General features: G+C 41.9%; 18 protein-coding genes. 7 read left to right on the top strand and 11 right to left on the bottom strand.

The window, feature by feature from the left end; genetic code table 11:
* Window positions 1-250: 250 nt before the first annotated feature.
* The 5 genes from ACM0OY_RS28175 to ACM0OY_RS28155 all read right to left on the bottom strand — a co-directional run bounded on the left by ACM0OY_RS28175 (window position 251) and on the right by ACM0OY_RS28155 (window position 9,478).
* Entirely contained in the window at window positions 251-1,765 is a 1,515-nt protein-coding gene (locus ACM0OY_RS28175) for a trehalase family glycosidase (protein ID WP_414572086.1), read from the bottom strand.
* Between the two features lie 111 nt (window positions 1,766-1,876).
* A complete protein-coding gene (gene treY, locus ACM0OY_RS28170; protein ID WP_414572088.1) occupies window positions 1,877-4,675 on the bottom strand; it encodes a malto-oligosyltrehalose synthase in 2,799 nt (932 codons plus the stop codon).
* Between the two features lie 128 nt (window positions 4,676-4,803).
* Window positions 4,804-6,651, bottom strand: a complete 1,848-nt coding sequence (gene treZ / locus ACM0OY_RS28165) for a malto-oligosyltrehalose trehalohydrolase (protein ID WP_414572085.1) — start codon at window positions 6,649-6,651, stop codon at window positions 4,804-4,806.
* Between the two features lie 283 nt (window positions 6,652-6,934).
* Window positions 6,935-7,339: a thiol-disulfide oxidoreductase DCC family protein gene (locus ACM0OY_RS28160; protein ID WP_414572084.1), complete on the bottom strand. Its 405-nt coding sequence runs from the start codon at window positions 7,337-7,339 to the stop codon at window positions 6,935-6,937.
* 207 nt (window positions 7,340-7,546) lie between these two features.
* A complete protein-coding gene (locus tag ACM0OY_RS28155) occupies window positions 7,547-9,478 on the bottom strand; it encodes a protein kinase domain-containing protein (RefSeq protein ID WP_414572083.1) in 1,932 nt (643 codons plus the stop codon).
* Window positions 9,479-9,642: 164 nt separating this feature from the next.
* On the opposite strand from ACM0OY_RS28155, the gene ACM0OY_RS28150 reads away from it, so the two are divergent.
* Complete coding sequence (locus ACM0OY_RS28150) at window positions 9,643-10,131, top strand: hypothetical protein (RefSeq protein WP_414572082.1); 489 nt, start codon at window positions 9,643-9,645, stop codon at window positions 10,129-10,131.
* 200 nt (window positions 10,132-10,331) lie between these two features.
* Window positions 10,332-10,616: a type II toxin-antitoxin system Phd/YefM family antitoxin gene (locus tag ACM0OY_RS28145; protein WP_414572081.1), complete on the top strand. Its 285-nt coding sequence runs from the start codon at window positions 10,332-10,334 to the stop codon at window positions 10,614-10,616.
* 207 nt (window positions 10,617-10,823) lie between these two features.
* Here ACM0OY_RS28145 and ACM0OY_RS28140 read toward each other — a convergent pair whose 3' ends face one another.
* Window positions 10,824-11,048 (bottom strand): type II toxin-antitoxin system HicB family antitoxin, encoded by a 225-nt coding sequence (locus ACM0OY_RS28140; RefSeq protein WP_414572080.1) that lies wholly within the window; start codon window positions 11,046-11,048, stop codon window positions 10,824-10,826.
* A 133-nt stretch (window positions 11,049-11,181) separates the two neighbouring features.
* On the opposite strand from ACM0OY_RS28140, the gene ACM0OY_RS28135 reads away from it, so the two are divergent.
* Window positions 11,182-12,186, top strand: coding sequence for a YgfZ/GcvT domain-containing protein (locus ACM0OY_RS28135; RefSeq protein WP_414572079.1), 1,005 nt, complete (start codon window positions 11,182-11,184; stop codon window positions 12,184-12,186).
* On the opposite strand, the gene ACM0OY_RS28130 is transcribed toward ACM0OY_RS28135, so the two are convergent.
* From ACM0OY_RS28130 to ACM0OY_RS28115, 4 genes are all read right to left on the bottom strand, one after another.
* A complete protein-coding gene (locus tag ACM0OY_RS28130) occupies window positions 12,179-13,090 on the bottom strand; it encodes a DUF5331 domain-containing protein (RefSeq protein WP_414572078.1) in 912 nt (303 codons plus the stop codon). The genes ACM0OY_RS28135 and ACM0OY_RS28130 overlap by 8 nt on opposite strands.
* 279 nt (window positions 13,091-13,369) lie before the next feature.
* A complete protein-coding gene (locus ACM0OY_RS28125) occupies window positions 13,370-13,696 on the bottom strand; it encodes a (2Fe-2S) ferredoxin domain-containing protein (protein ID WP_414572077.1) in 327 nt (108 codons plus the stop codon).
* Window positions 13,697-13,833: 137 nt separating this feature from the next.
* Window positions 13,834-14,808 (bottom strand): cysteine synthase A, encoded by a 975-nt coding sequence (locus ACM0OY_RS28120; RefSeq protein WP_414572076.1) that lies wholly within the window; start codon window positions 14,806-14,808, stop codon window positions 13,834-13,836.
* Between the two features lie 457 nt (window positions 14,809-15,265).
* Window positions 15,266-16,018 carry a glucose 1-dehydrogenase gene (locus ACM0OY_RS28115; RefSeq protein WP_414572075.1) on the bottom strand — a complete coding sequence of 251 codons (753 nt, stop codon included), beginning with the start codon at window positions 16,016-16,018 and terminating at the stop codon, window positions 15,266-15,268.
* A gap of 445 nt (window positions 16,019-16,463) precedes the next feature.
* On the opposite strand from ACM0OY_RS28115, the gene ACM0OY_RS28110 reads away from it, so the two are divergent.
* The 4 genes from ACM0OY_RS28110 (at window position 16,464) to ACM0OY_RS28095 (ending at window position 22,233) form a co-directional block, all read left to right on the top strand.
* Window positions 16,464-16,790 carry a DUF3040 domain-containing protein gene (locus ACM0OY_RS28110; RefSeq protein WP_414572074.1) on the top strand — a complete coding sequence of 109 codons (327 nt, stop codon included), beginning with the start codon at window positions 16,464-16,466 and terminating at the stop codon, window positions 16,788-16,790.
* A 16-nt stretch (window positions 16,791-16,806) separates the two neighbouring features.
* Entirely contained in the window at window positions 16,807-18,888 is a 2,082-nt protein-coding gene (locus ACM0OY_RS28105) for a dynamin family protein (RefSeq protein WP_414572073.1), read from the top strand.
* 254 nt (window positions 18,889-19,142) lie between these two features.
* Window positions 19,143-21,431: a dynamin family protein gene (locus ACM0OY_RS28100; RefSeq protein ID WP_414572072.1), complete on the top strand. Its 2,289-nt coding sequence runs from the start codon at window positions 19,143-19,145 to the stop codon at window positions 21,429-21,431.
* Between the two features lie 133 nt (window positions 21,432-21,564).
* Window positions 21,565-22,233 carry a DUF305 domain-containing protein gene (locus ACM0OY_RS28095; RefSeq protein WP_414572071.1) on the top strand — a complete coding sequence of 223 codons (669 nt, stop codon included), beginning with the start codon at window positions 21,565-21,567 and terminating at the stop codon, window positions 22,231-22,233.
* A 179-nt stretch (window positions 22,234-22,412) separates the two neighbouring features.
* Here ACM0OY_RS28095 and ACM0OY_RS28090 read toward each other — a convergent pair whose 3' ends face one another.
* The gene (locus tag ACM0OY_RS28090) at window positions 22,413-25,418 is read right to left on the bottom strand and encodes a UPF0182 family protein (RefSeq protein ID WP_414572087.1); all 3,006 of its coding nucleotides are present in this window, start codon (window positions 25,416-25,418) and stop codon (window positions 22,413-22,415) included.
* Between the last annotated feature and the right edge of the window lie 109 nt (window positions 25,419-25,527).

The raw sequence follows: 25,527 nt of genomic DNA, 5'->3' as shown, positions 1-25,527 counted from the left end.
AAAGCAGCTTTTGTGACTTGAAAAGCAGCTTTTGTGACTTGAAAAGCAGCTTTTGCGACTCCAAAAGTAGATGTAGCGACTGTCTTAACTTAACGTGAGTTCGATGAACCTCTCCCCAACCCCTCTCCGAGACGGAGAGGGGCTTTAATATCCAGAGTTGGGCACGAAAAATTAGGGTTTTTAAGCCTCTCTTTGCTTCTGTTAGAGGTTTGGAGAGGGGTTATTCGGAATCTGTCGAACTTGCGTTGATTTAAACTTTTCTCCCAGACGCTGCTAAAAGTTCCAGAATGACTCCATTTGTCCAGCCGAAACCAACTTCGTTAGAACTATATCCAAAGCAGATTTCATTGGAAACGTTGGCAGAACAGCGTTGAACATCATATTTCTCAACTAAAGTGTTGTGACGCCCGAATTCCTTAACCACCATAGCGAGGAATTTGTTGGCAATGCGATCGCCTTCCGTATGATATCCATAACGGTGAAGTCCTTGGACAGCTATTAACGTCAGCGGCGCCCAGCCAAAGGGGGCGTCCCACTGGTTCCCGGTAACACGAGTACTGGTAAAAATTCCACCTGGGGCTTCAAACAAAGAAAGATTTTCTACCAGGCGTTCGGCTTGGGATGGGGAAGCAATTCCCAGCCAGAGGGGATAAAATGTCGTGGCAAATTCATAACGGCGGCGTTCGCCACTCTGGAAGTGATAGTCCAGATAAAGCCCCTGTTCTTCATCCCAAAGACACTGGTCGATGCGTTGGCGGCGGATCTCTGCACGTTCGTGCCATTGTTGCACCAGTTCTTCGTTACCGAAAATATCGTTAATTTTCGCTAAATCTTGTTCCATCTGATACAGCAAACTGTTCAGACACACAGGAGCGTAATGGAGGATATCAGCACTGAAGGGGCCAAATCGGTTAGTGATATCAAAACCCGACTCGCGCATGGTACGATCGCCCTTATAAAATAGCCTGGTCAGTTCGTCATTTTCGCGATCGTAGTAAAGACTGACATCATAATCTTCAACCTCAAAGGTTTGGTAGTACTCCTTAACGCGATCGTAGTGGCTTTTTCCCTGTTCATCTCGCTCCGAAAACAAAACTTCTGGTGCAGGGCCTTCGCCAAAAGCATAAAATCTGGATAAACCGGTGGCAGCATTCAAGTGGGGCGGAACTACCCAGTAATAGTAAAACTGTTCTAGTAGGGGTACAGTTGACTTGAGCCACTCTTCATCCTGGGTGTGCTGGAATAGCGCCAAAACCATCATACTAAGAACCGGCGGCTGCGATCGCGACAGCATGTAAGTCCGATTGGAATTGAGGATAGTACCGTAATGCTGCACTTGGTAGAGTAACTGGTCTACCTGACTTTGGGCTAGTTCTAATTCGCCATCGTGCAAAAGTCCCAATACTATAAAGTAGCTGTCCCAACCATACATTTCATTAAAGCGACCACCAGGGACGACATAAGGCCCTGGCAGGTATAATAATCCATGCTCTCGAATTGCTTCGACTTCGCTCGGCAAAGTGCGAATTTGAATTCTTTGCATATCCTGACGAGATAGCGATCGCTCTAACACAGTCTGAACGTTAGGACAATCTTCCGAAGGTGAAATGTAAACAATCCAGGGAGTATCTGATGTGTGGTCTAGCTTACTATCCTTGGCAGATTGCAATAAATGTTCGTGCGATCGCGTTAAGGTTTTCCACGTTTTTTTGATATGGGATTGCACAGCGTCAATCTGTGCGGTGGTGAGTGATGGAGTATTCATAATGTGGACTCGGAATTATTTTTAAACGCAAAGGAACGCCAAGGAAATCGCGGAGTAACGCAGAGTTTTATTTCTCTACGCCTCGGCGATTCTGCGTGAGATTCTATTTTTTTACTCAGCACTACTAACTAATAAAGCAACTGGGAAATGGGCAAGAGCAGAGGCGATGGATAATGTTTGTTTGGTTTGTAAGGGTTGTTCAGTTAAGACATTTTTCCAAGACAAGGAAGTTCCAGAGGGTAATTGTAGGTGGGTATCTTTCCAGACAGACTCGCCCAAGGGATCTTCTCCAGGCTGAATGAGGCGAGTGAAAAAGCGAGGCGCGATGGCGATCGCTGTTTGATTCCCTAATTGTCGGGCAAAGGCAATAATATGATTGGCGTGAGTTCCGTGAATTTCTAACGGCAGATAATCTCCGTCTTGGAATAATGAGAGATAATCTTTTCTGGCTTTGAGTAATTGCGCCGTTAAAAACAATTTAATTCTACCGTCGGTTTTGTGTTTGAGCAACTCCTGAATTAATCCCAGAATATCGGTTTTGATTTGCTCTTTAATGGTGCTTAAATAACTCCGTCGCTGATCAAAATCCACAGGACGGCGATTATCTGGATCGACTAAACTTAATTCCCAAAGTTCCGTTCCCTGATAAAAATCAGGTACGCCAGGTGCGATAGTTTTGAGTAGAGTTTGCGAAAGGGAATTAAACATTCCATAGTAGGCAATTCGCTGTTGAAGAGGATGAAAGGCTTCAAGAAATTGCTCTGAAATTGCAGGATTCAACACTTTTTCCACAAAGGAAGTGCAAGCTTGTTCGTATTCGCTATCAGGTCGCAACCATGCAGTATGCACTTTCGCTTCTCGAATGGCTTTAATCATGTATTCCTTCACTCGTTCTACGAAAGATTCGTGTTCTTCTTCCGCAAAAGGAAATGCACCGATTAGGGTTTGATAGAGAAAATACTCATCATTGCGATCGGGCATGGCAAATCCGTGGCGAACGCTGCGATGTCCTTGATTATGATGACTCCAAATGTTAATTTGTTCTTCCCATTCTTCCGGCAATTCCGACAATACATTTAACCTTGCTCGCACATCTTCGCCGCGTTTGGTGTCGTGGGTAGCTGTGGTGTTCATGGTGTGAGGCCATGTTGCTTGGTGCTTTTGGTTAAAACTGTGGAAGTCACCTACAGAAATGCCAAAATGGCTGGGATTTCCTCCTACTTCATTGAGTGAGATCAGGCGATTGTAAACATATAATGTTGTGTCTTCCACACCCTTGGCCATCAGGGGGCCGCTATACTGCTGCATTCGTAAAACAAAATATATCCACTGTTCCCGTTCTGTTTGGGATAGAGAATTATCAAATTCCAGCAGCATCAATTTTTCAATAAAATTTAACTCATGCTGCAACAAAGGTGTTTGTTCTTTTGCTTGACTAATTACGTCTTGAATGGTGAGTTTATCGCTTTCCCCAATGCCATCGGGAGTAATATAAGTGCGGTAAATTGGGAACACTGTTAAAATTTCCGCGATCGCTCTTTTGAGTCCATTGATGGTAAAGTCATTGCCATAGCGATATTTGCTGGAAATATTCTTTAACAGGATGGCTAAATTATCTATGTCACCTGCTAAATTCTTTTCTAGAATCAGCTGCTTTTTCTCTTTTACCAACGAGGCATAATCTACTTTTGTACTAATAAAAGCATGGTAAATTTTATCAAACCAAAATTCTGTCTCATTGTCACAAAATACACCATTGACATAATTCAAAAAATCGTAGCCAGATGTACCTTGAATTTCCCAATTTTCTGGTAAATCTTCCACTAATTCCAAAATTTTCTCAACGGTGATATAAACATCCCCGGTTTTTTCTTGCAACCTTTCAAGATACTGAATTGGGTTATAAAGTCCATCAATATGGTCAATACGTAAACCGGTAAATTTACCTTCTTCAACTAGCTTTTGAATAAGACTATGAGTGTTATTAAAAACCCGCAGTTCTTCAATTTTGACAGAAATCAGTTCATTGACAGTAAAGAACCGACGATAGTTCATTTCTTCTGCGCCAACTTTCCAGAAAGCGAGACGATAAAACTGGTCATTAAGTAGATCGTCTAGCAGATTAAAACTTTCAGAATTCCCTGGTTCTCCGTTAAAAGTTTTCAGGTTTTCATTAATGAATTCGCGGATTAAATCGTTTGTGTTGTAGAGTTCCCAAACTAATCCTTTGATAAATGCAATTTGGTCTTGTCGCTGTTTACCCGCAACTTCTGAAGGTACATTTTTGAGAATGTAAAGAATCCCCAATAATTTAATAAAATCGGGATGATTTCGCCCTAGCGTGCGCGTCAGTTTGCCAAGATTATAGGTGAGAAATTTTGTGTAAGATTCTAAGCGCAGGGGTAGTTTTAAACTGTAATAATTGACAGTTAAACCGTTTTGTTCGTATTGCAGTTGAATGTGTCCGTTTTCTAAGGATACACCATAGAAATCTCCCAGTAGAGGAGCGAGAATTCGTTGTTGGCGATCGCCAAATGGTACATTCCAAGAAAGGTCGAAGTAATCAGTATAGCTGGAATCTGGTCCGTGTTCCAAGATATCCATTAAATACTCATTTTCGCTGCTATAGGCCATGTGGTTGGGCACAATATCTTGTAACCAACCCATCTCCAGAGATTGTATTTCACTAATTAATGCATCAAAGGACTCATTAGTTCCCAGTTCCGGATTGAGTTGAGTGGGATCTACTATATCGTAGCCGTGCGTGCTACCAGACCGTGCCTTGAAAATCGGCGAAGCATATAAATCAGAAATGCCTAAATCACAGAGATAAGCAGCGATCGCTTTTGCATTTTCAAAGCCAAATTGAGGTGTAAACTGAATTCGATAAGTTGCTCTTGGAATTCGCATACTTGTTTTTCGTGGGTAGTAGGTATTGGGCATTGGGCATCGGGCATTGGGGAAAAATCTCCTCTAGTTTCCCGATTTCCAATGCCCAGAATTATTGAATTTTGAATTTTGAATTGATTTATTTCACCCTACTCTTTTTCATAAAGTACTAAACTAATGGGTTGTAATTTCACTTCTTGTCCCGCAGGCAGATATTCAGGAGCTTGGGAACCAGACCCAGACCATGAGGTGTCTGCTGAATCTAATAGTTTGTGAGCATTATTTTGAATTGGCAGAGTGATTGTTACTGGAGACGAGTTGAAATTCAATACAAATATTAGTTCACTCGTTTCACACCAACGACGGACGATAACTAATTGCTTGTCTTCATCACTAGTCGCTTCGATAAAATTGCGGTCTTGATTGAGAAGTGCTGGGTGGGTTTTGCGTAAATTAATTAATTGACGATACCAATTCCACAAAACTTTGTGGTTACCTTCATGGCGTAATTCCCAGTTGAGTTTAGACTTTAAGAATGTTTCTGCGGATTCAGGATCTGGGGGATCGTCTTCATAGTGAAATGGTTCAAATTCTTCTTTGCGTCCGGCTCGAACTGCTTGAATTAAATCTGTGTCAGAGTGACTAACAAAATATATGAAGGGTGCGGTTTCGCCGTATTCTTCTCCCATGAATAATAACGGCAAATTAGGTGATAGTAAAACAGCGCCAGCTGCTAATTTTAATCCTTCAAAAGAGATCCGCGCTGTGAGGCGTTCTCCTTTCATTTGGTTGCCGATTTGGTCGTGATTTTGGCTACACACTAAAAACTGTGATAAAGGGCGATCGCGGCAAGAAACACCATGATATCGTTTGCGATCGACTGAGTATTTCCAATCATAAACAAAAGTGTCTTGATAAGCTTTTGCTAGATCGGCAAATGTGCCAAAATCCTGATAATATCCTTGGCGATCGCCTGTTAAAAGTGTATGCAATGCATGGTGAAAATCATCGCTCCATTGAGCATCGAGTCCATATCCACCCAATTCTGCCGGACGAATGATTCGCGGATTATTTAAATCGCTTTCCGCAATTAAATGCCGTTTCCATCTTTGCCCTTGTTGTGAAAAATGATGAACTGCTTCCGCTAATTCCCACAAAAAATGCTTCGCACCCAAGTCATAAATTGCTTGAATTGCATCTAACCGCAATGCATCAATATGAAATTCGCCCAACCAATAAATCGCATTTTGGATAAAATAATTTCGCACACCCATGCTCAGGGCATCATCGAAATTCATCGCATTGCCCCATGGGGTTTTATAGGTTCTGGTAAAGTAGGGCGCGAACTGACCCATATAATTACCCTCTGGCCCAAAGTGGTTGTACACCACATCCAGCACAACAGCAATACCGTTTTCGTGGCAAGCATTCACTAGTTGTTTGAGATCCGCTGGACTACCGTAGGAATTTTGTACAGCATAGGGATAAACGCCATCATAGCCCCAGTTACGGTATGCCAAAGCAGGCTCAATATGGGTATCTCCGGGAAACTGGGAAATGGGCATAATTTCAATTGCATTAATTCCCAGTTCTCGTAATTCCGGTAGGCGGGGAATAATGGCGGCAAAAGTGCCTTCAGGGGTGAATGTCCCGACATGAAGTTCATAGAAAATCATCGACTCCACAGGAATTCCAGCCCATCCTTCATCAGTCCACTCAAAGTCCCGATCTATAATTTGAGATGGCCCATGCACGCCTTCGGGTTGATACTGCGACGCCGGGTCAGGAAAGGCGTTTTCCTCATTCAGCACATACTTATAAAGCGTACCCGGATACACGTCATTCACCTTCGTTTGCCAGTATCCCTCTGCTTGAGGTTTGAGCGCAATTACCTGCGCTTGGGGCGTCAAAATTTGCACAGCAACGCTATCTAATGTTGGAGACCAAACTGTAAATTCACACTCTCCGTTACCCAAATAATTAGCACCAATTCTCACGCAGATCCCCCCCTTGAATAATGCTTCCTGCTGGATTTTGGCGTGAAAGTAATTTCATGTTGTTACACGATCTTTACAAACACGCCAAATAGGATCATGGTGGTTATAGCAGACTTTTTACTAGTATCAAAGGGCTGAATTTATGACTACAAAACTCTGTCTAATGATTAATTTTAATGACAATTAGAGGCACAGAGCCAGGGCGAATGGAATTGGCGACTACACAAGCAAAGTCTACATCCGCCTTTTTGCGTGCCCTTTAAGCTAGTAAAACTATCCACTCTTACGGTTTGCAGCTGCCATCAACACAGTATGCGGATTCATAAGTACTAGAACGCTTGCCAAAGATAGTGTAGCGGTTATCGCGGATTTGTTCGTAAAAGCGATCGCCTGCCCACTTCATACCCGGTAACGCCCGATAAGCGTCTACAAATACACTTCCCAACGGCAATAACCGCCCAATTTCTTCTGCTGCATTACTACCTTGCCAACGTCTTTGAGGCTGATTACCATCAATTAAAATCATTCCCTGTTCGCAGTCTAGCGCTGTAATTCCCCACTCTAAAAGTTTCTGCTCATCTTGCATGGGAGTGTATTGAAACAGCTTTCCCTGGTCTAAGGTTTCTAGAAATTGTACTAAGGTAACGCAGAGATTACAATTTCCGTCGTAGATTACGTAGTAAGTCATGGAAATAAAGGTCTGTTTGCAATGATATTTTTAAGCTAACATTTTTTACTATGTTCATTTTATTGTAGGGGCATAACATTGTTGTGCCCCTACTTGGTTTGCCAACCTTAAGGGACTTCCAGTTTAAAAAACATCCCATCGTAGGGGCGCAGCCCCTACAAATGTACAAATAATTTGGGATAATTTACTTTTTGGAAGTCCCTAATATTACAAACTGCCATTAGGAGTTTCTGTAACATTGGGACTCTCTTGAGTAGCAGGTTCCTTAGTATCGGTAACTTCTTTTTGGGGATTCTTCTGATTAACTTGATTGTCTATTTTTTCTAGTGCTTGTTTTGCTAGATTTTCAGCTGCTTGTTTAAATAAAGGTTCTATCTTATTTCGCCAGTATTGAGTGTTAGGCAATTTTTCTGGATGGTTTTTATAATCTAAAACTTTATCCCATTGGCCAGATTCTAGTGCTTGATTAATATCATTAAATAATGCGTCTGCTTTAGCCCAATCATCTTGCCATTGAGCGATGACTTTACCTGTTTCTTGGATATCAGAAGCAGCACTTGTCGGAAGTGATTTTAAAAGTGCGATCGCTCCAACTAAATCTCCCGAATCATACTTATTTTTTGCCTGTTCTAAAATCTTGGCACTGTTGTCGCTAGGTTGCGATCGCTCTGATTTCAGAGTACCAGCAGTTGACGCTTTTGATTTTTCTGCTGATGAAGTTACTACATCTTTAGACTTTGATTTGGGCTGGGGAATCGGTCGAGTAGTAATTAAAGTACTATCATCTATCGTCTTAGTTGCAATGCGTTTTTCCCGCAGGCAAGAAGTCCATTCTCCTTTATTAGCTATCACAGCCGGGTGTGCCCAAGCCAAACTTCCAGATTTGAGTTTAATTTCTATCCAACCTCGTTTTGTCTGCTTGCCAGTCACCTCGAAGCTGGTATTATTACCAACAGTTTGCACTATATTACCAGAATTGATCGAACTAGGTTCAGAACGGATATTAGAATTTCCCACAACCACAGCCGAGCATTTGTTTGCTAAAGCGGTATCATTACCTGTAAAGTTAGCAGCTAAATTTTTTACATTGGGATATACATTTGCTACCAAGGCAGCAGCACCACCCGCTAACAATATGCCAATTAATATTGGCCATGGGTCGGATTTGCTAGAGTTCTGACGCACGGGTCTGGGGGGGACATGATTTGCTGGTGCAACTGCCAGAGTTTGCTGGCGAGATACTGCTTCGGGTCGGGGTTTAGTTGCTTGGTAACTGGAATTTTTGACAGATTCTTGAGGTGCGGAAAGTGCAGCTACAGGATTAATTGCGTTTTTACATGCTTGCAGTGCTTCTGTGGCGCTTTGGTAGCGGTCTTTGAAGTGATAGCGCACCATCTTTGTCAACACTGCCGCCAGTCGATGGTTCACGGTTACCGAATGCCGCCAGATGATTTCCCCTGTTTCCGGGTCTTCTTGTAATTCTGTTGCCTGCAATCCTGTTAATGCTTGAATAGCAATGATCCCAAGGGAATAAATATCACTGTTGGGGCGGGGTTTACCTTGCCCTTGTTCTGTGGGCATATAGCCAGGAGTGCCGATAACCACTGTGGCAGAAGCTTGCCCGCCAACTGTTACCATTTGGGTACGCAGTTGCTTTACTGCCCCAAAGTCTACTAAAACTAACTTATTATCTGAGGCGCGACGGATAATATTATCTGGTTTGATGTCACGGTGAATCACGCCTTGCTTGTGGACAAATTCTAGAATGCCCAGAATCTCCTGCAACAGTTGAACTACTTGGCTTTCAGTCCAACGCTTACCAGGTAGAAGTTCCTCGACTAGGGTGTGTCCTTCAATATATTCTTGTACTAAATAGAATTCTTGGTTTTCGTCAAAGTAAGCCAGTAGTCTGGGTATCCGGTCATGGTTGCCCAGCTTTTCTAAGGTTTCGGCTTCGCTGTTGAACAGACGCTTAGCAGTAGCAAAAACTCTGGGGTCAGTTCCGGGTTTGAGGTGCTTGACAACGCAAATAGGGTTACCTGGCCGCCTAGTATCTTCGGCAATGTAGGTTTGACCAAATCCTCCCGTAGCGAGGACTCGAATTATTTGGTAACGATGGTCTAGTAACTTGCCTATCATATTCTCTCCCCAGAGTTATCACCTAATTTTTGGGCTAGTAATAAATATCTCCAAATTTTCTTCAATGAAATCCGCTATCTTGAAAAAAGATTTAGATTAAAAACGCAGCTTTTTAATAAACGCAGACTGTTTATTTCTCTGTTTAGTGCCCCTGTTTATTACCAATGCCACCTAAAATAACAAACTCAGTTGCATGGCAGCAGGCTGAAATCCTCATGCAACCTGCTTTCATTCGCGTTATCGACAATATCCGCAAACAGCTTGATGAGTCTTCTTGGACGGGAACTTACCATGATGTCCTGATTTGGCCGCCTAACACCACTGATGAAATCAAAGCATTGGTGACTCAACTGTTGCAAGCAATGGAAACTGCAACGCCCGAAGAAGCGGATGATATCAGACGGACTCTGGCTCGTCTGCCGATGCCCCATCCAGGATATCATTTACTTTTGCAGCGTCAACAGCAACAAGCAAGTATCGATTTGTGGGAGTTGTGTTATCAAGTGTGTTTTATTGAATACAACCCACAAGAGGAAGCGGCTAATATTGATACTAGTTTAATTGATGAACTTGGCGAAGTGGATTGGCTGCGTTTGGATGCTAAGGCAAAGGAGTTAGTTGAAGAGGCGTTTGCTAGTTTACCCGAAGTGTAACAAATAAAATTGCCCTCAGAATAAACTTCTGGGGCTACACAAAGAAATATACTTCCCCTTCAGAAACACCAAGGGCAAACGTGGGTTAAACAAGTAAGGGGATCGCGTTTTCTTCAAGCAGCACGATCTTCAATCATTAGGACGTAAAAGCTTTATAGTTAACTTAAATTAAAGCTCAATAAATGACTTAAGAACTAAAAATGCCTAACCAAATAAACTACACCGAAGCGTGCAATAATTTTGACAAAATTTATGAAGAGGCAATTAACAGCCGTGAACCTGTAGTTGTGAATCGTGAAGGTGCTGAAAGTGTATCTATAATTCCGACTGCGGAACTTAATAGCATTATAGAAACAGCATATTTGTTTCAATCACCTGAAAATGTAGCACGACTTCTAGATGCTTTACAACGTGTTAAGGCTAAGACTAATCAACCGCAGTCTATAGACGAACTCCGAAAGAATTTTGGGCTTGATAAAGAATAGTCAATAAATTTAATCCCTTCGGATAATTTAGAACCAGAAGCCTTTTCTCAAGCTGAAGTTTCTCAAGATGATAATTCAGAACGCGACCTCGTTTTTGACCGGAGATTTCTGGAAGACCTTACCTACTGGATAGAAACAAATAGAAAAACTGCACTCCGCGTTTTATTAACTTCCTCAAAGCCATTTGCCTCCAATTTTCGCTTCACCTCACGATAAGGTAATGGCTTCAGCGGCATTTATGTTTACCTCAAGTGTCTTAATTTGGGGAATAATTGTAGCTACTGGTGGTTCAAAATGCAGCGCCAAAGCTTCGCCAAGATTTGCTAATGCCTCAGCTTCGCTCTCTCCTTGGCTAGCAATATCAACCTCCAAGGACTGTGCCACAAACCAGTTACCCTCTTGCCATACACTTGCAGTAAAAGTTCGTTTCATTAGTTTTTATTGTTGGGCACTTTATTTGGATTTGATTATAGGCTAAAAGAAAACCTCAGGTGCATTGAAGCCGCAAGCCCTTATTTGCTAAGATTTCCAGTGCGATAACATTCAAACAGGGCAACTCGTCATCATGCCAACATCTACAATTGACAATCGAGACGCAGCTGCTATCCAAGCTGCTAGAGTTGGGGTTGCAATATATGATCGCACCTCCTGGGGACGCATCAAAGTGGCTGGCGATGACCGACTCCGCTTTTTACATAACCAAAGTACTAATGATTTCCTCGCACTCAAGCCAGGACAAGGTTGTGATACGGTTTTCGTCACTTCCACAGCCAGAACAATTGATTTAGTAACCGCCTACGTCAGAGAAGATGCGGTGATTCTGCTCGTTTCGCCTAACCGCCGCCAGTTTCTCATGGAATGGCTGGATAAATATATTTTCTTTGCCGATAAGGTGGAATTAGCTGATATCACACAATATACCAATACCCTCAGCCTCATCGGCCCGGAAAGCGACGCTGTAATCGAAAAGTTGGGTATTGGCGAACTCATCGGACAACCTTACGGTAGTCACCAAGTATATACTATTGCTGCTGCCCAGGGAGTGCGAATTGCTGTAGGTAGTGGATTAGGCATTACCGGATACACTTTAACTTTTCCCTATACTGACAAAGCAACAGTCTGGGACAAACTCTTAGAAGCTGGGGCGGTAGAGATGAGCGATCGCGCTTGGGATGTGTTGCGAATCTTACAAGGACGCCCCGCCCCAGATGCAGAACTCACCGATGATTACAATCCACTGGAAGCTGGTTTATGGCAAACAATTTCTTTTGACAAAGGTTGCTATATTGGGCAAGAAACCATTGCTCGGCTAAACACTTATAAAGGTGTAAAACAGCACTTATTTGGTGTCAAACTCAGTGGTAATGCGGGAGTAGGCAGTGTGATCGCCCTCGGAGATGAAAAGGTCGGCAAACTTACCAGTTATACAGAAACTCCTGATGGTTATTTTGGATTAGGTTATATCCGCACCAAAGCTGGTGGTGTGGGCTTGAAAGTTAAAGTTTCAGAAACTGAGGGTGAAATAGTAGACATCCCATTTGTTTCTCACGAATACCCGGAGTTCAAATAAAAATATTTTCTTCTCGCTCGCATCTGGTACCTTGGCAGAATTCATCTACCCAAGAAGCTACACTACGGGCATTGGTGCTTTGTATTACATCAATTTTGGTTTTAACGTCTTGCGATGGTGTATTAAGATACTGAGTATATTGAGTAACTTCGGTACTAATTGCTAGCGATCGCACTGGTTTATCCATAGTAATTGCTAGCGATCGCACTGGTTTGCTGTGACTAGAAACTTCAGCAGTCAATGGCACAGATGGCATAGTTTTGGCTTTGCTGTTTACCTGGGAAGCAATTGTCAGCGTTCCTCCTGAAGGTAAGCGATCGACAAGCAATTTTACTGGTTTATCTTCCTTGAGTAAATCGGAGTCTGGCTTGACTGAATGTAACGCTTTGACAGAACGATTGGGAGGAATTTTAGTCAGAACTGCAACTAATGTCCCAGGTTTGTGTATAGGATCTAGTTCGGTGCTATCTGTAAATGATGTTACAGTTTGCTGTAAGTGTGGCAAATCTGAATGTATCGTCTTGACAGGAGAATCAGGCACAACCTTGGTGGCAGTTAACACCAATGGAACAGCTTTGTTTTCGTGAGAAAGTTTATCTTGTAATGGCTGACTTTCAACTTGGTTTTCTGATTTTATTAAACGTAACTCTTCATCAGGATTGAAGTTGAGGCCTAAAGCAGCAATTATTTTGTCCGGATTGTTATTTAAATCCAAGATAAAAGCAAGTATCTCATCAAACTGCGGTTCCAAAACAGACAGCGTTGCCAAAATAAAACCAGACGAAGGACGCCGCAGACCATCGTAAGTAGACCAAACTCGCATTTTAACCAGCCAAGAACTATTTTGCTCGTAGTAACTCAGCCACTTCTGTTTTAAGGATTGACGCAGTTGCTGGATATTCATCGAATGCCTCACTTAGGTCAAACAATTTTGGATTTTGGACTTTCCTGCGGAACGCTACGCGTAGCTTGCTTCTCCGTAGGAGTACGGCTATGCTCAGTCGAACGATTACGATTTTAGATTTTGGATTTTCGATTCGCTCTACCGATAACATAGATAGGGCTTGAGTCCTAAAAGATACTCGATAGCGTTAACGACGCAAGAGCATATGACTTGCTAACATTGTGCTCTCGGCAATCTAAAATCTAAAATTGGCACTTAACAAGAGTGCAGACTTGATTTTTAGGAATGAAATCGATGATAGAGCATCTGTTTGACTCTTTGACCACCTAACAAATGCTGTTCTACCAGTAGAGATACTTCATCAGGTCGAATGCCGCTATACCAGACTACATCGGGTAATATTAGCACCATCGGCCCATTGCCACATTGTCCCAAACAGCTGCTAGCTGTTACTGTTACGCCCGGAATTGGCAAAGTCGTAAAAGCCGCTAAGACTTTAGCAGCGCCTTGCTTTTTACAAGTGCGATTTTGACAAACTCGCACACATTTAGAAAAAGAGGGTTGGTCGATTGTGGGAAAGTTTGATGGTTGAGTAATGTTTGTCATTAGTCATTTGTCCTTGGTCATTTGTCATTAAGTCAAAAAATCAACGCCCAATGCCCAATACTTCTCTACGAGACGCTACGCGAACTTGGACTGAGTGGAGTCGAATTACCTCAGTACAAGTGCCCAATGTCCCATGACTAATCTATTGAGAGTCCTTTTGAGGCTAACCATTCGGGGTTGAATATCCGCGATTGATACCGAGAACCGCTGTCACATAAAATGGTGACGATGGTATGTCCCGGGCCTAACTGTTTCGCTATGGCAACAGCCGCCCCAACATTAATACCCGTTGAACCGCCCATTAATAAGCCATCTTTTCTGAGAAGTTGGTAAACTACTCTCAAAGCTTCTTTGTCATCGATTTGGATGGCGTCATCAGCAGGTGCGCCTTCCATGTTAGCTGTGACACGACCATTACCGATACCTTCGGTGATGGAATTTCCTTCCATTTTGATTTCGCCAGTTTTGACATAGCTATAAAGTCCACTACCCAGCGGGTCGGCAACAACGCATTTAATGGCTGGATTTTGTTCTTTCAAGTACAATGCCACACCAGCATAAGTACCAGCAGTACCAGTTGCAGCTGTCCATGCATCTATTTTACCATCTGTCTGCGTCCAAATTTCTGGTCCTGTGGTTTCGTAGTGGGCGCGGCGGTTGGCTAAATTATCAAACTGATTTGCCCAAATGGCGTTTTCTAATTCAGCGGCTACTCTACCAGATAATTTGACATAGTTGTTGGGGTCTTTGTAGGGTACAGCCGGGACGCGACGGACTTCTGCTCCCAAGGCTGTCAGTGCGTCTATCTTTTCTTGTGATTGAGTATCAGGGATAATAATTAGGCATTTGTAGCCTTTGGCGTTGCAAATATGCGCTAGTCCAATGCCAGTATTACCAGCGGTTCCTTCGACAACGGTACCACCGGGTTTGAGTAAACCTTTCTCTTCTGCGTCTTGGATGATGTAAAGTGCGGCGCGGTCTTTGACGGAACCGCCAGGATTGAGGAATTCTGCTTTACCAAGGATTTCGCACCCTGTTTCTTCACTGAAGCTGTTCAAGCGAATCAGAGGTGTGTTGCCAATAGCGCCGACGAAGCCATTTTTAATGTCCATTTTGACTGTACCCGTGTTTTCTTCTATAAAAATTTTGGCTTATAGCGGTGGCATGATTGACATCTGATTTGCCTAAAATCCAATGATGCATACACCGGAGGGGTTGCCAAAGGCATCGCCTATTTCTATTTTTAAAACAAGTGAATAGAAATGTAACGGTTTATTGTCAAAAATTTTTACCACACCTAACTCTGATTCAAAATAAACTCTGGTACTGAGCGATCGCTACTTACTGCAAATTGGCTATAAATTTATCACGCTACTGATTATTATTTGATATTTAAGCTTTCCATTCTAGAATTTACACATTGACAAATTACACACAAAATGCATTTAGGGTATCAATAAAAAACAGGCGATGGCTACGCTTCCTACATGGATGCTAAGCAAGGAAGTCTATTGAGCTAAGGGAAACGCGCCGAATGAATCGCACGCTTGTCGTAGACATCGCGCTGATTCAAATTTGTGCTAAGCCGCCATCCACGAACAGTTCGATGCCGGTGATATAGCTGCTGTCATCTGATGCGAGAAACAACACGGCTTTGGCAATCTCATCAGGAGTGCCCATTCTGCCCAACGGCACATTAGCTAGCAAGTCAGTTTTTGGGTCTCCATCTGGTTCTGCTGCGGATGCCAACAAATCTTTGAGACCTGGTGTATCGGTGACACCAGGACTGACGACATTGACGCGAATCTTGCGATCCTTAAGATCTACCGTCCAAGTGCGTGCGAATGACCGTACCGCAGCCTTGGTGGCGCTGTAGACGCTGTTAGCCTCGAAGCCTTTGGAGGCAACAATCGAAGCATTAAGAATGATCGAACCCCCATCTTGAAATAGCGGTAACGCCTTCTGCACTGTGAACAACAGCCCCTTGACGTTGATGTTAAATATCTTATCGAAGTGTTCCTCGGTGATTGCTCCTAAAGGAGCATATTCAGCAGCACCAGCATTGGCGAAGAGGACATCGATGCGACCATACTGCTGTTTGATGGTAGCGTACAAGCGATCAAGATCGGCGAGATTGGAGACATCTCCCTGAACAGGGGTGATGTTTTCTCCGATCTCTTTGACTGCAACATCAAGTTCGGTTTGACGACGACCCGTAATAATCACATGGGCGCCTTCAGCGGCGAACCGCTTTGCTGTCGCAAGTCCAATACCACTGTTACCACCTGTAACAACTGCGATTTTTCCTTCTAGTTTTTTCATAACTGTGCCGCCTGCGATTTGTGAGTTTGGAAGCTTTAATTAATCTGCTTTGATATTTCTTGAAATTGATTCTGCTCAATGCGTAAGTCACGATTCACCTGACAAAACTCAAGTCTGTGATTTGCATTGAGGGGGAAAATTGCCCAACTAAAGGGGATAAAAGTACAATGGTTTCCTCCAGGTTTTGCTGTCTACCCAACTGACTTGTATTTCTTATTTTCACGCAAGTCATTGTTTTAGTAAGATGGGAATTTTCGTTTTCACTAAAAATTTCCGGAAAGCGAGTACGTTTTATGGGATCTAACTCCAGCTTAAATTTAGCAGGTAATGAAGGTTAAAATAGTAAATTTACTGGAGTTATTAAATATTGCTGTAAGTTAATATACAAAAATATTGGCGACTTAATGCTGAGATTATTTAATTGTTTGAGATGGGGTGGACAGCGATGACATCTGAAAGCGACGGTCATAAAGAACTTGAACAACGAGAACGTATATTACGAGAACGAGAAGTTGAATTGCGACTTCGAGAAATGGAAGCTAAAATTCATACTGCTGATGCACCTTTTCATCAAACTGTTAAGCATCAGCCAGAAAATTCTCCCAAACCTTGGATGAAAAATCTAATTCTTGGTGGAAAGTTGTTTGCTCTTGGTGTGGTAGCGTTAGTTGCAGTGAGAATAGCCTCAGTCCTTGCTGGGTTTATTATTGTTGCTGCACTTGGGTGGATGTCTTACAAATTATTTTTTGAATCCAAAAAAACCAATTCTTAATTTAGGTGTAACTATTATGAGCGATCAAGTAGCAACTGACAGATTTATCAAAGATTTAGAACGTGTTGCTCAAGTGCGATCGGAAATTTCTGTGTGTTTGAGTCAACTTGTTGAAATTATTAATAAAGCTGAATTAGCTGGAGACTCTTCATCAGGAAAACTCAGTTTAGACCGAGATATTGATGATATTACAGTAGCTAGTAAAAATCTCCGCAAAGGCGTATTTCGCCTTTTAGTCTTGGGCGATATGAAACGGGGAAAAAGTACGTTTCTGAATGCCTTAATTGGAGAAAATTTATTACCAAGTGATGTTAACCCTTGTACCGCAGTGTTAACGGTTTTACGCTATGGCCCAGAAAAGAAAGTTACTATTCATTTTAATGACGGTAAAAGTCCACAAGAGTTAGATTTTCAAAGTTTTAAACATAAATATACCATCGACCCAGCTGAAGCGAAAAAATTAGAACAGGAGAAAAAGCAAGCCTTTCCTGATGTTGATTATGCAGTAGTCGAATATCCTTTAACGTTACTAGAAAAAGGAATTGAAATTGTTGATAGTCCAGGATTAAATGATACAGAAACACGAAACGAATTATCTTTGAGTTATGTGAATAATTGCCATGCAATTTTATTTGTGATGAGAGCTTCTCAACCTTGTACCTTGGGTGAACGGCGATATTTAGAAAATTACATTAAAGGTAGAGGATTGACAGTTTTCTTCTTAGTTAATGCTTGGGATCAACTGCGGGAATCATTGATAGATCCTGATGATGAAGAGGAGTTAAAAGCATCTGAAGACAGATTGCGGCAAGTATTTAAAGCGAATTTAGCAGAGTATTGTTACGTAGATGGGCAGAATATTTATGACGAACGTGTATTTGAGCTTTCGTCAATTCAAGCACTCAGAAGGCGGCTGAAGAATCCCCAAGCTGATTTAGACGGCACTGGCTTTCCTAAATTTATGGGGTCACTGAATACTTTTCTTACCAGAGAAAGAGCGATCGCAGAACTCCGTCAAATCAGAACCTTATCTAGGCAAGCTGTTAATCACATCCTCGAAGCTGTTGCCAGAAGAGTACCATTACTCGACCAAGATGTAAATGAATTGAAAAAAAGAATTGATTCAGTGGAACCAGAGTTTAATAAACTCACAACAATTCGAGATCAATTCCAAAAAGAAATTCTCAACACCAGAGATACTCAAGCAAGAACAATTTCTGAATCCTTCCGCAGCTATGTTTTAAACTTAGGTAATACCTTTGAAAACGATTTTTTGCGTTATCAACCAGAATTAAATTTGTTTGATTTTCTGAGTAGCGGAAAACGGGAAGCTTTTAACGCCGCACTGCAAAAAGCCTTTGAACAATATATCACTGACAAATCTGCTGCTTGGACATTAACTGCTGAAAAAGATATCAATGCAGCTTTTAAAGAACTTTCTCGCAGTGCTGCACAATATGGCGCATCTTACAGTCAAGTAACAGACCAAATCACCGAAAAAATCACCGGGCAAAACATCAAAGTAAATGCCACTATAGCTAGTGAAGATGATAACTCCCCCGCTTGGGCAAAATGGGCAATGGGATTGTTATCGCTGTCTAAGGGAAATCTTGCTGGTGTTGCACTAGCTGGAAGTGGATTTGATTGGAAAAATATCTTGTTAAATTACTTCACTGTAATTGGTATTGGTGGGATAATTACAGCGGTGACTGGTGTTTTTCTCGGGCCTATTGGATTTGCACTGCTAGGTTTGGGAGTAGGCTTTTTACAAGCAGATCAAGCGCGTAAAGAGTTAGTAAAAACGGCTAAAAAAGAGTTAGTTAAACACCTCCCCCAAGTAGCGCAAGAGCAATCTCAAGTTGTATACGATGCGGTGAAAGAGTGTTTTGATGCTTACGAACGAGAAGTGAGCAAGCGGATTAACGATGATATTGTCTCTCGTAAATCTGAATTAGATAATTTAGTTAAGCAAAAAGAAACCCGCGAAATTAATCGTGAAAGTGAGTTTAAAAGGTTAAAAACGTTACAAGAAGATGTAATAGCTCAGCTGCAAAAAATTGAGGCGGCCTATAGCAATTTGTTAGCTTACTATAGCTAAAGTATGGCAATCCTCAATCATTGCTAATAAAGACAGGACTTACGCAAAATTATGAAAAAACGAACCACAAAGGACACAAAGAACACAAAGAAATAAGAGTTTCAGAGAGTTTTTGCGTAAGTCCTAAAAGAGTAGAACCACAGATAAACTAATAAATGTTTATCTGTGGTTCGTAATATGCTCACGCAAAGAGGAGTAATAGAGAATAAAGTATTTTCCTCAAAATATATTTTGAAATCTGGAATGAAGTAACTATGCAACAACAGTATGAAAAATTAGTGGATTATCTCAAATCTGCATCTACGCTATTAAACTTAGAACGGAAATTGCAACTCCATCAAGATGTAACTTCTATTTGTAATTATCTAATTAATCCTAGCTTTCGTGTTGGGGTATTTGGCCCTTTTAATCATGGCAAATCTACCTTACTAAATGCGATGTTAGGGAATCGCACATTACCCATTGATTTAATCCCTACTACAGGTGCAGCGATTACTGTTAAGTATGGTTCTGATGTGCGGACTCGTATCATGTTGGTAGATGGTACAGAAATTTACCGCAGTGGGACGGAAATTTTACAGCAATTTGCTATTCTTGATGGTAATAGACAGATGCGAAAAGATGTAGCATCTGTAGAAGTTTTTTGTCCCCATCCCTTTTTGGAAACAGGTGTAGAATTTCTGGATTTACCAGGAACTAATGATAGAGAAGAACAAGATAATTTAGTACGAGAAAAACTTTTAAGTGTAGATCTAGTTGTACAATTATTAGATGCACGGAAGTTAATGACTTTGGGTGAGCGGGAAAATTTGCGAGATTGGCTATTAGACCGTGGAATTAAAACAGTTATTTTTGTTGCCAATTTTCTTAATTTACTCGAACCTGAAGAACAAAAACAAGTCCAAAATCGCCTGCTATTTGTCGCGGAAAGTTTTCGAGCCGAATTACCTCCAGGTTTTAGTAATTTATATCGTGTTGATGCTTTACCCGCCTTACGAGCTAGATTAAAAGGGGATGTCGCAGCAGCTAATAGTAGCGGTTTGGTGGCCTTTGAAACGGCTTTGCAAAATATTGTGGGGATTTTACAACAAAATCGTGGTAGTGTACGTTTGCCAAGAGTAGAAGCGATCGCTACTCAAATTCAACAATCATTAAAAGCCAAAATTGACCCCATCGCTCATGAAGTAAAATCACTTGTTGATAAACAAAATGCCAAAATTGAAATCAAAGAAAAAGCTGCTAACTTAATTAAACAAGGCTTCGCTAGTAGTATTTCGGAATTGCGTGAGTGGTTAATTTTACCCAAACTACTGGCAAAATATCAAGCTGACGCCGCAGTTTCATTAGCAGAAAATAACTTTAAATCATGGCAAACAAATAGTCTGAAAAAAGATTTAAATCAATTACAACTAGCAACAGCGAAATGGCTTTATCAAGCTTACGAGTTTTTTCAAGCAGAAAGACCAGAAGATTTATTCATTCCTTTCCCTAGCGAACCCCAAATCACATTACCTCCCAAGCCAACTAATAACAATGATTTGAGCGAAACTGGTTCCATCGCAGTTGGTGGCGGTATTGGTTGGTTGTTGGGTGGTCCTGTGGGCGCTGCTGTCGTTGGGAGTATTTCCTATATGTTAAATAAGAATATTCAACAACAAGAAGAAAAATCAGCCAGTGAATCTTATCATCAGCAAGTTGCCAAACTTTGTATAGCTGCAACAGAAGATTATTTGTCTCATTTTAGCAGTCAAGGATTATCAATTTTGGCTGGATATGAACAGAAAGCCGAAAAAGTAATTTACTTGGAAATCAGTCAAGAACCGTTAGAAATTACTAATAAACGTAAAGATTTACAGCCGTTACAAAATATTTTTAATGAACTGCTGCGAGAGTTAGAAAAGGTAAAAATTCCTGTTAATTATCAACCTTATCAAGAAATTCCAAAATCCAAAACTATAAATAATCGATATTCGCCACAAGCAGAGAAAGTTAAAAGTTATCCCCAAGCAGAGGAGAATACTACTAAAAATACCCAGACGAAAACTTCTGCTTCTCCACGTGCAGAACAAGTAGCACAAGAGAATACTGCCAAAACTACCCAGAAAGAAGTAGAATTTTCTCGTCAACAAGTTTCTCCACCACCACAAACTCCTCCTTCTCCACGTCCAGAAGAAGTAGAAGCAAAATTTCATAATTGGGAACTTGATGAGGAAATAGCGCGAATGAAAGCAGAAATGCGTAGCCCTAAGGCTGGTCGTCAGACATCGCCTGGTTCTCAAACTAACAAACAGCAAAATACAACTCAAAATAATAAAGCACCAAATCCCTCAAAAACCCAGACACAAAAAGATAAAATTACTCAAGCCTACAGCATTTTAGGATTGCAACCTAATGCTTCTTTAAGTGAGGTTAAGCAAGCTTATCGAACTTTAGTAAAAAAATGGCATCCAGATTTATTTGTGGGTAAGCCGCAACAACAAAAACAAGCAGAAGAGAAAATGCACTTGGTGAATGAAGCTTACACAATTTTGACTGATAATTAAAACAAAGAATTCACAATGGGCTACGCCCCGCTGCGCTAACAGGAATCAAATTTTTGAGATTTCATCCTAATTTCATTTCTGGCTGCAAAGTTAGGAAGTAAATATAGAATTAGGAAACTGTTAGATGAAACTTATGCAGCTGCTATCTTTGAGGAAAAGTCTTTTAGCGTTAAGCTTTGTGGCGATCGCTTCAGCAAGTGGGTTACTCACAGCCTGTTCCAATGCTGCTTCCCAAACCCAAGCGCCAAACGCAACTCCTACCAATGCTAGCGACAACCATATGAATCACAGCATGGGAATGGATTTAGGCCCAGCCGATGCTGACTTTGATTTACGGTTCATCGATGCAATGACACCGCACCATCAAGGGGCTTTGGAAATGGCGAATGTTGCACAGCGAAAATCCAAACGTCCTGAAATCAAAAAACTAGCAGACAATATCATCAAATCGCAAAACCAAGAAATTACCCAAATGAAGCAGTGGCGACAAGCTTGGTATCCTAACGTGGGAAATAAACCAATGGCTTATCACAGTCAAATGGGTCACATGATGGAGATGTCATCCGAGCAAATGGAAGCGATGATGATGAGTCAGGATTTAGGTGCCGCTGATGCTGAATTTGATCTGCGCTTTATCAATGCGATGATTCCTCACCATGAAGGGGCTGTAAAAATGGCACAAGACGCCTTAGCTAAATCTAAGCGCCCCCAAATCAAGCAATTAGCTCAAGAAATTATCAAAGCACAAGATACGGAAATTAAACAAATGCAGCAATGGCGAAAAACTTGGTACAACCAGTAATAACAATTCAAAATTCAAAATTCAAAATTCAAAATTCAAAATTTAGAAAGCCAGGTGTCATAAGGGTTCTTGACTTTGAATCTGTTGCTGAATTTTGGAAAATTGGTATAATTTAGCCTGGTAAATGGGGAGCAGAGGGGCACAGAAGAAGCTACAGTAAGTCTTTGCCCTTGTGCTCCTCACTGACTTGGCAGGCTTGCTTCTTCCACTGGACGGATAATGGGCGCAGGTGGTGTGACTTCTGGTTGAAAGATTCCTTGTAATGCTTGTTCTAATGTTTGCGCCATGACAATCCGGTTTTCGTAAGCCACAACTACTCGCACTAAAGTTGGCAAGCTATTCTGTGTAGCTTCTAGATAAATTGGCTCGACGTACAACAGCGATTGTTCAATGGGAATTATTAGTAAATTTCCTTGAATGGCTCTCGAACCTTGGCGATTCCACAGGGAAATTTGCTGGGAAATTACTGGATCTTGGTTAATTCGCGCCTCGATTTGCTCTGGGCCGTAAATTAGTCTTTCTTTAGGAAATACATATAACAATAATTTGCCGTAATTCACACTATCCGATCGCGCCGCCAACCAAGCAATTAAATTAGTCCGCTGTCTGGGAGTGTAGGGGAGGAGTAGGATAAATTCTTCAAAAGGTACGGTGGGTAAACTGGTAATCAAATAATACGGCTCTACTGGGCGGGCTTCGCTGCCGTAGATTTCGTTAGGAATCTGCCACTGGTCTTCCCGATTGTAAAATACTTGGGGGTCGGTCATGTGGTAGGTCATCAACCGCTCAGATTGAATTTTAAACAAGTCCTCAGGATAGCGGATATGATTGCGGAGCGTGATGGGCATGGCGCTGAGCGGTTTGAAGGTGTTGGGAAATATCCTTGACCAAGTGGCAATAATCGGATCTTTGGGATCGGCAATATAAAAGTTAACGATGCCGTGGTAGGCATCAACCACTACCTTCACAGAGTTACGGATATAATTAACACCGTCGCTGGCGGTGTCTGAGTAAGGATAGCGATCGCTTGTTGTGTAGGCATCCAAAATCCAGTAAAGATAATGTTCGTCATCTGGGTAGTCTGGATTGGTATTGTTAGGATTTGCATCAGCAGTGACCAGATAAGGGTCACTGTCAAATTGCAAAAAAGGTGCGATCGCTTGAATTCTTTGCTTGATATTCCGCCGCAATAGCACTTTTGTGTCTGGCAAAAAGTCCCGCGTAAACACCATCTGCCAATCTTTCAAATACATGGCAAATAGCCCGCGACGCCATGCTGAACCAATTTTAATGCCGCCCCTTCCATCATAGGAGTTATAAACATTATCACTACCGCTGGGATAGTCCAATTCTCTAACTCTTGTGCCAGTCATTACATAGTTATTAGTGATTTCACCAAAATAAATTCGGGGTTCTCCAATGGGAATACTTTCACGAATGCCTTGACTGGAAGTTGCCAGAGCGCTACTATCACCGCTAATATCTTTGACAAAATATTCTGGTAGCCCGCCCGCCCCCACTGTATTCACTGGGCTAACAGTAAACCCGAAACCGTGGGTATAAATTAGATGGCGGTTAACCCAGGTTTGAGCTTGTTGTGGTACGGCGCGGTAGTCTAATTCTCGTGCAGCAATTAATACCTGACGCCGTTCTGCGGCTTCAACTACTTCTTGTTTAGGGGCTGATTCCGGGGCAGATGGTCGGTCTGAACTTTCCTTTGTTTTCAAACTATAGCGATCGATATCGGCATCGGGGAAGCGATAATATGGGCGAATTTGTTGTAGCTGACGGTTGGTTTCTAACAGTGGTCGCTGATCCCAAAGGCGGATGTTGCGAATTGTCAAGTCATTTTTTTGAAGATCTGCTTGAGTTAATTTTCCTTGGGGGTTGAAGGTTCTAGCATCGATCGCCTCTAAATCGAATGCTTGGCGAGTTAAGGCAATGGTACGCTGAATGTAAGGTTGCTCTCTTTGCAATTCATTGGGTAGGACAATTAAATTTTGCACCACAGCAGGAAGAACAACGTCAGCGGCTGCAACTACTACTAAATAAACGCCTAATCCGTAAAACACCAAGCGGCGATATTGAGATTTGGGTTTCCAGAACAACGTTCGGCAAAGTAAGTAAAAAGCGATGCCAAGAGCCACGACGCACAAGACTGTGTAAGTTGGTAACTCAACTGTGACATCGGTGTAGCTGGCGCCATAACTGACTCCACGGCTAGAATACACGAGTTCATAGCGACTCAGCCAATAACTTAGAGCCACTATCAACATGAACAACCCACCCATACCGTATAAATGGCGCTGCTGCTGGGAGGAAAAACCAGGGAAAATTCCCTGACTCAAACTGTCTGCTGACAGAAGATAAGTGAGGGCGACGGCAACAAAGCCATACAAAAATAATCCCATCAGCCAGAGTTCCAGCAGTTCCCAAAATGGTAAGGAAAATATGTAGAAGCTGATATCCTGACCAAATAAAGGCTCAGTGCTGTTGAAAGTAGTAGGGTGGAAATATTGCAGTACCTTTGCCCAGTTTTGGAATAGTATCAACCCAAAAACGGCACTCAAAAAAATTGCGATCCCTGTGAGTAAAAATCCTGGAAAAATTAAAATGGCGATCGCTCCGCCGACAATTAAGCCAAGATGCCAAATTTGAGAGACAATCTGGTTTAAGAGTTGCCAGATTTTCTCTGGTCGGAATAGGGCGGGAATCGGTAAAGTAGTCCGATTAACTGGAGAATGCCAGTAAGCAAGAGCAATTTCACCATAATGAACCACCATTAACCCTGTCAACAAGCTGAGTATCAAAGCTAGGGGTAACAGCCAGCGTAATTTTAATGGTTTTAGGCCTTGCGCCTCAGGTTTCAAAAGGCGATCGCGTCTTGCATAATCAGCACTAAGAAAGTTTTTTAATTCACTGTTAAATCCAACTTCCTCAATCTTCAAAGACCGGGGATGCTTCAGCCGTTGTGCTAGAGCCAGGTTTACTAGTAGATAGGCAGCACTGACACTAGCTACCACTACCCACAAAGTACCACGAGTCACTAGCCTCAATAGAAATACTTGGAGGTAGCCGACTTCCTGAAACCAAAGAATTTCTGCTCCCAGGCGGGAACCGAAATCCAGGAGTAGCCATAACCCCAAGAAGACGATGAATAGTCTAAAACTCCATTTCCAGAACATTCCCTGGCAGCCAATGTAGTACTTTATCATCATTCTAGTGTTCACAAAAGACTATGAAGCAACAATCCCACCGACTTTAGCCGATGGGATGATCGAGACTTTGATTTAA

The sequence above is a fragment of the Nostoc sp. CCY 9925 genome, assembly GCF_963920935.1.
GTDB lineage: Bacteria > Cyanobacteriota > Cyanobacteriia > Cyanobacteriales > Nostocaceae > Nostoc.
Note: the sequence above shows the minus strand (reverse complement) of the source record. Positions and strands in the feature narration are given on the sequence as shown.

Bases quoted from the DNA above. Each gene is read 5' to 3' on its own strand.
- ACM0OY_RS28125 (WP_414572077.1), bottom strand. From the start codon at position 13,696: ATGACAAACATTACTCAACCATCAAACTTTCCCACAATCGACCAACCC.
- ACM0OY_RS28090 (WP_414572087.1), bottom strand. From the start codon at position 25,418: ATGTTCTGGAAATGGAGTTTTAGACTATTCATCGTCTTCTTGGGGTTA.
- ACM0OY_RS28140 (WP_414572080.1), bottom strand. From the start codon at position 11,048: ATGAAACGAACTTTTACTGCAAGTGTATGGCAAGAGGGTAACTGGTTT.
- ACM0OY_RS28155 (WP_414572083.1), bottom strand. From the start codon at position 9,478: ATGATAGGCAAGTTACTAGACCATCGTTACCAAATAATTCGAGTCCTC.
- ACM0OY_RS28100 (WP_414572072.1), top strand. From the start codon at position 19,143: ATGCAACAACAGTATGAAAAATTAGTGGATTATCTCAAATCTGCATCT.
- ACM0OY_RS28105 (WP_414572073.1), top strand. From the start codon at position 16,807: ATGAGCGATCAAGTAGCAACTGACAGATTTATCAAAGATTTAGAACGT.
- ACM0OY_RS28110 (WP_414572074.1), top strand. From the start codon at position 16,464: ATGACATCTGAAAGCGACGGTCATAAAGAACTTGAACAACGAGAACGT.
- ACM0OY_RS28145 (WP_414572081.1), top strand. From the start codon at position 10,332: ATGCCTAACCAAATAAACTACACCGAAGCGTGCAATAATTTTGACAAA.
- treY (WP_414572088.1), bottom strand. From the start codon at position 4,675: ATGCGAATTCCAAGAGCAACTTATCGAATTCAGTTTACACCTCAATTT.
- ACM0OY_RS28095 (WP_414572071.1), top strand. From the start codon at position 21,565: ATGCAGCTGCTATCTTTGAGGAAAAGTCTTTTAGCGTTAAGCTTTGTG.
- ACM0OY_RS28130 (WP_414572078.1), bottom strand. From the start codon at position 13,090: ATGAATATCCAGCAACTGCGTCAATCCTTAAAACAGAAGTGGCTGAGT.
- ACM0OY_RS28150 (WP_414572082.1), top strand. From the start codon at position 9,643: ATGCCACCTAAAATAACAAACTCAGTTGCATGGCAGCAGGCTGAAATC.
- ACM0OY_RS28135 (WP_414572079.1), top strand. From the start codon at position 11,182: ATGCCAACATCTACAATTGACAATCGAGACGCAGCTGCTATCCAAGCT.
- ACM0OY_RS28175 (WP_414572086.1), bottom strand. From the start codon at position 1,765: ATGAATACTCCATCACTCACCACCGCACAGATTGACGCTGTGCAATCC.
- ACM0OY_RS28115 (WP_414572075.1), bottom strand. From the start codon at position 16,018: ATGAAAAAACTAGAAGGAAAAATCGCAGTTGTTACAGGTGGTAACAGT.
- ACM0OY_RS28160 (WP_414572084.1), bottom strand. From the start codon at position 7,339: ATGACTTACTACGTAATCTACGACGGAAATTGTAATCTCTGCGTTACC.
- ACM0OY_RS28120 (WP_414572076.1), bottom strand. From the start codon at position 14,808: ATGGACATTAAAAATGGCTTCGTCGGCGCTATTGGCAACACACCTCTG.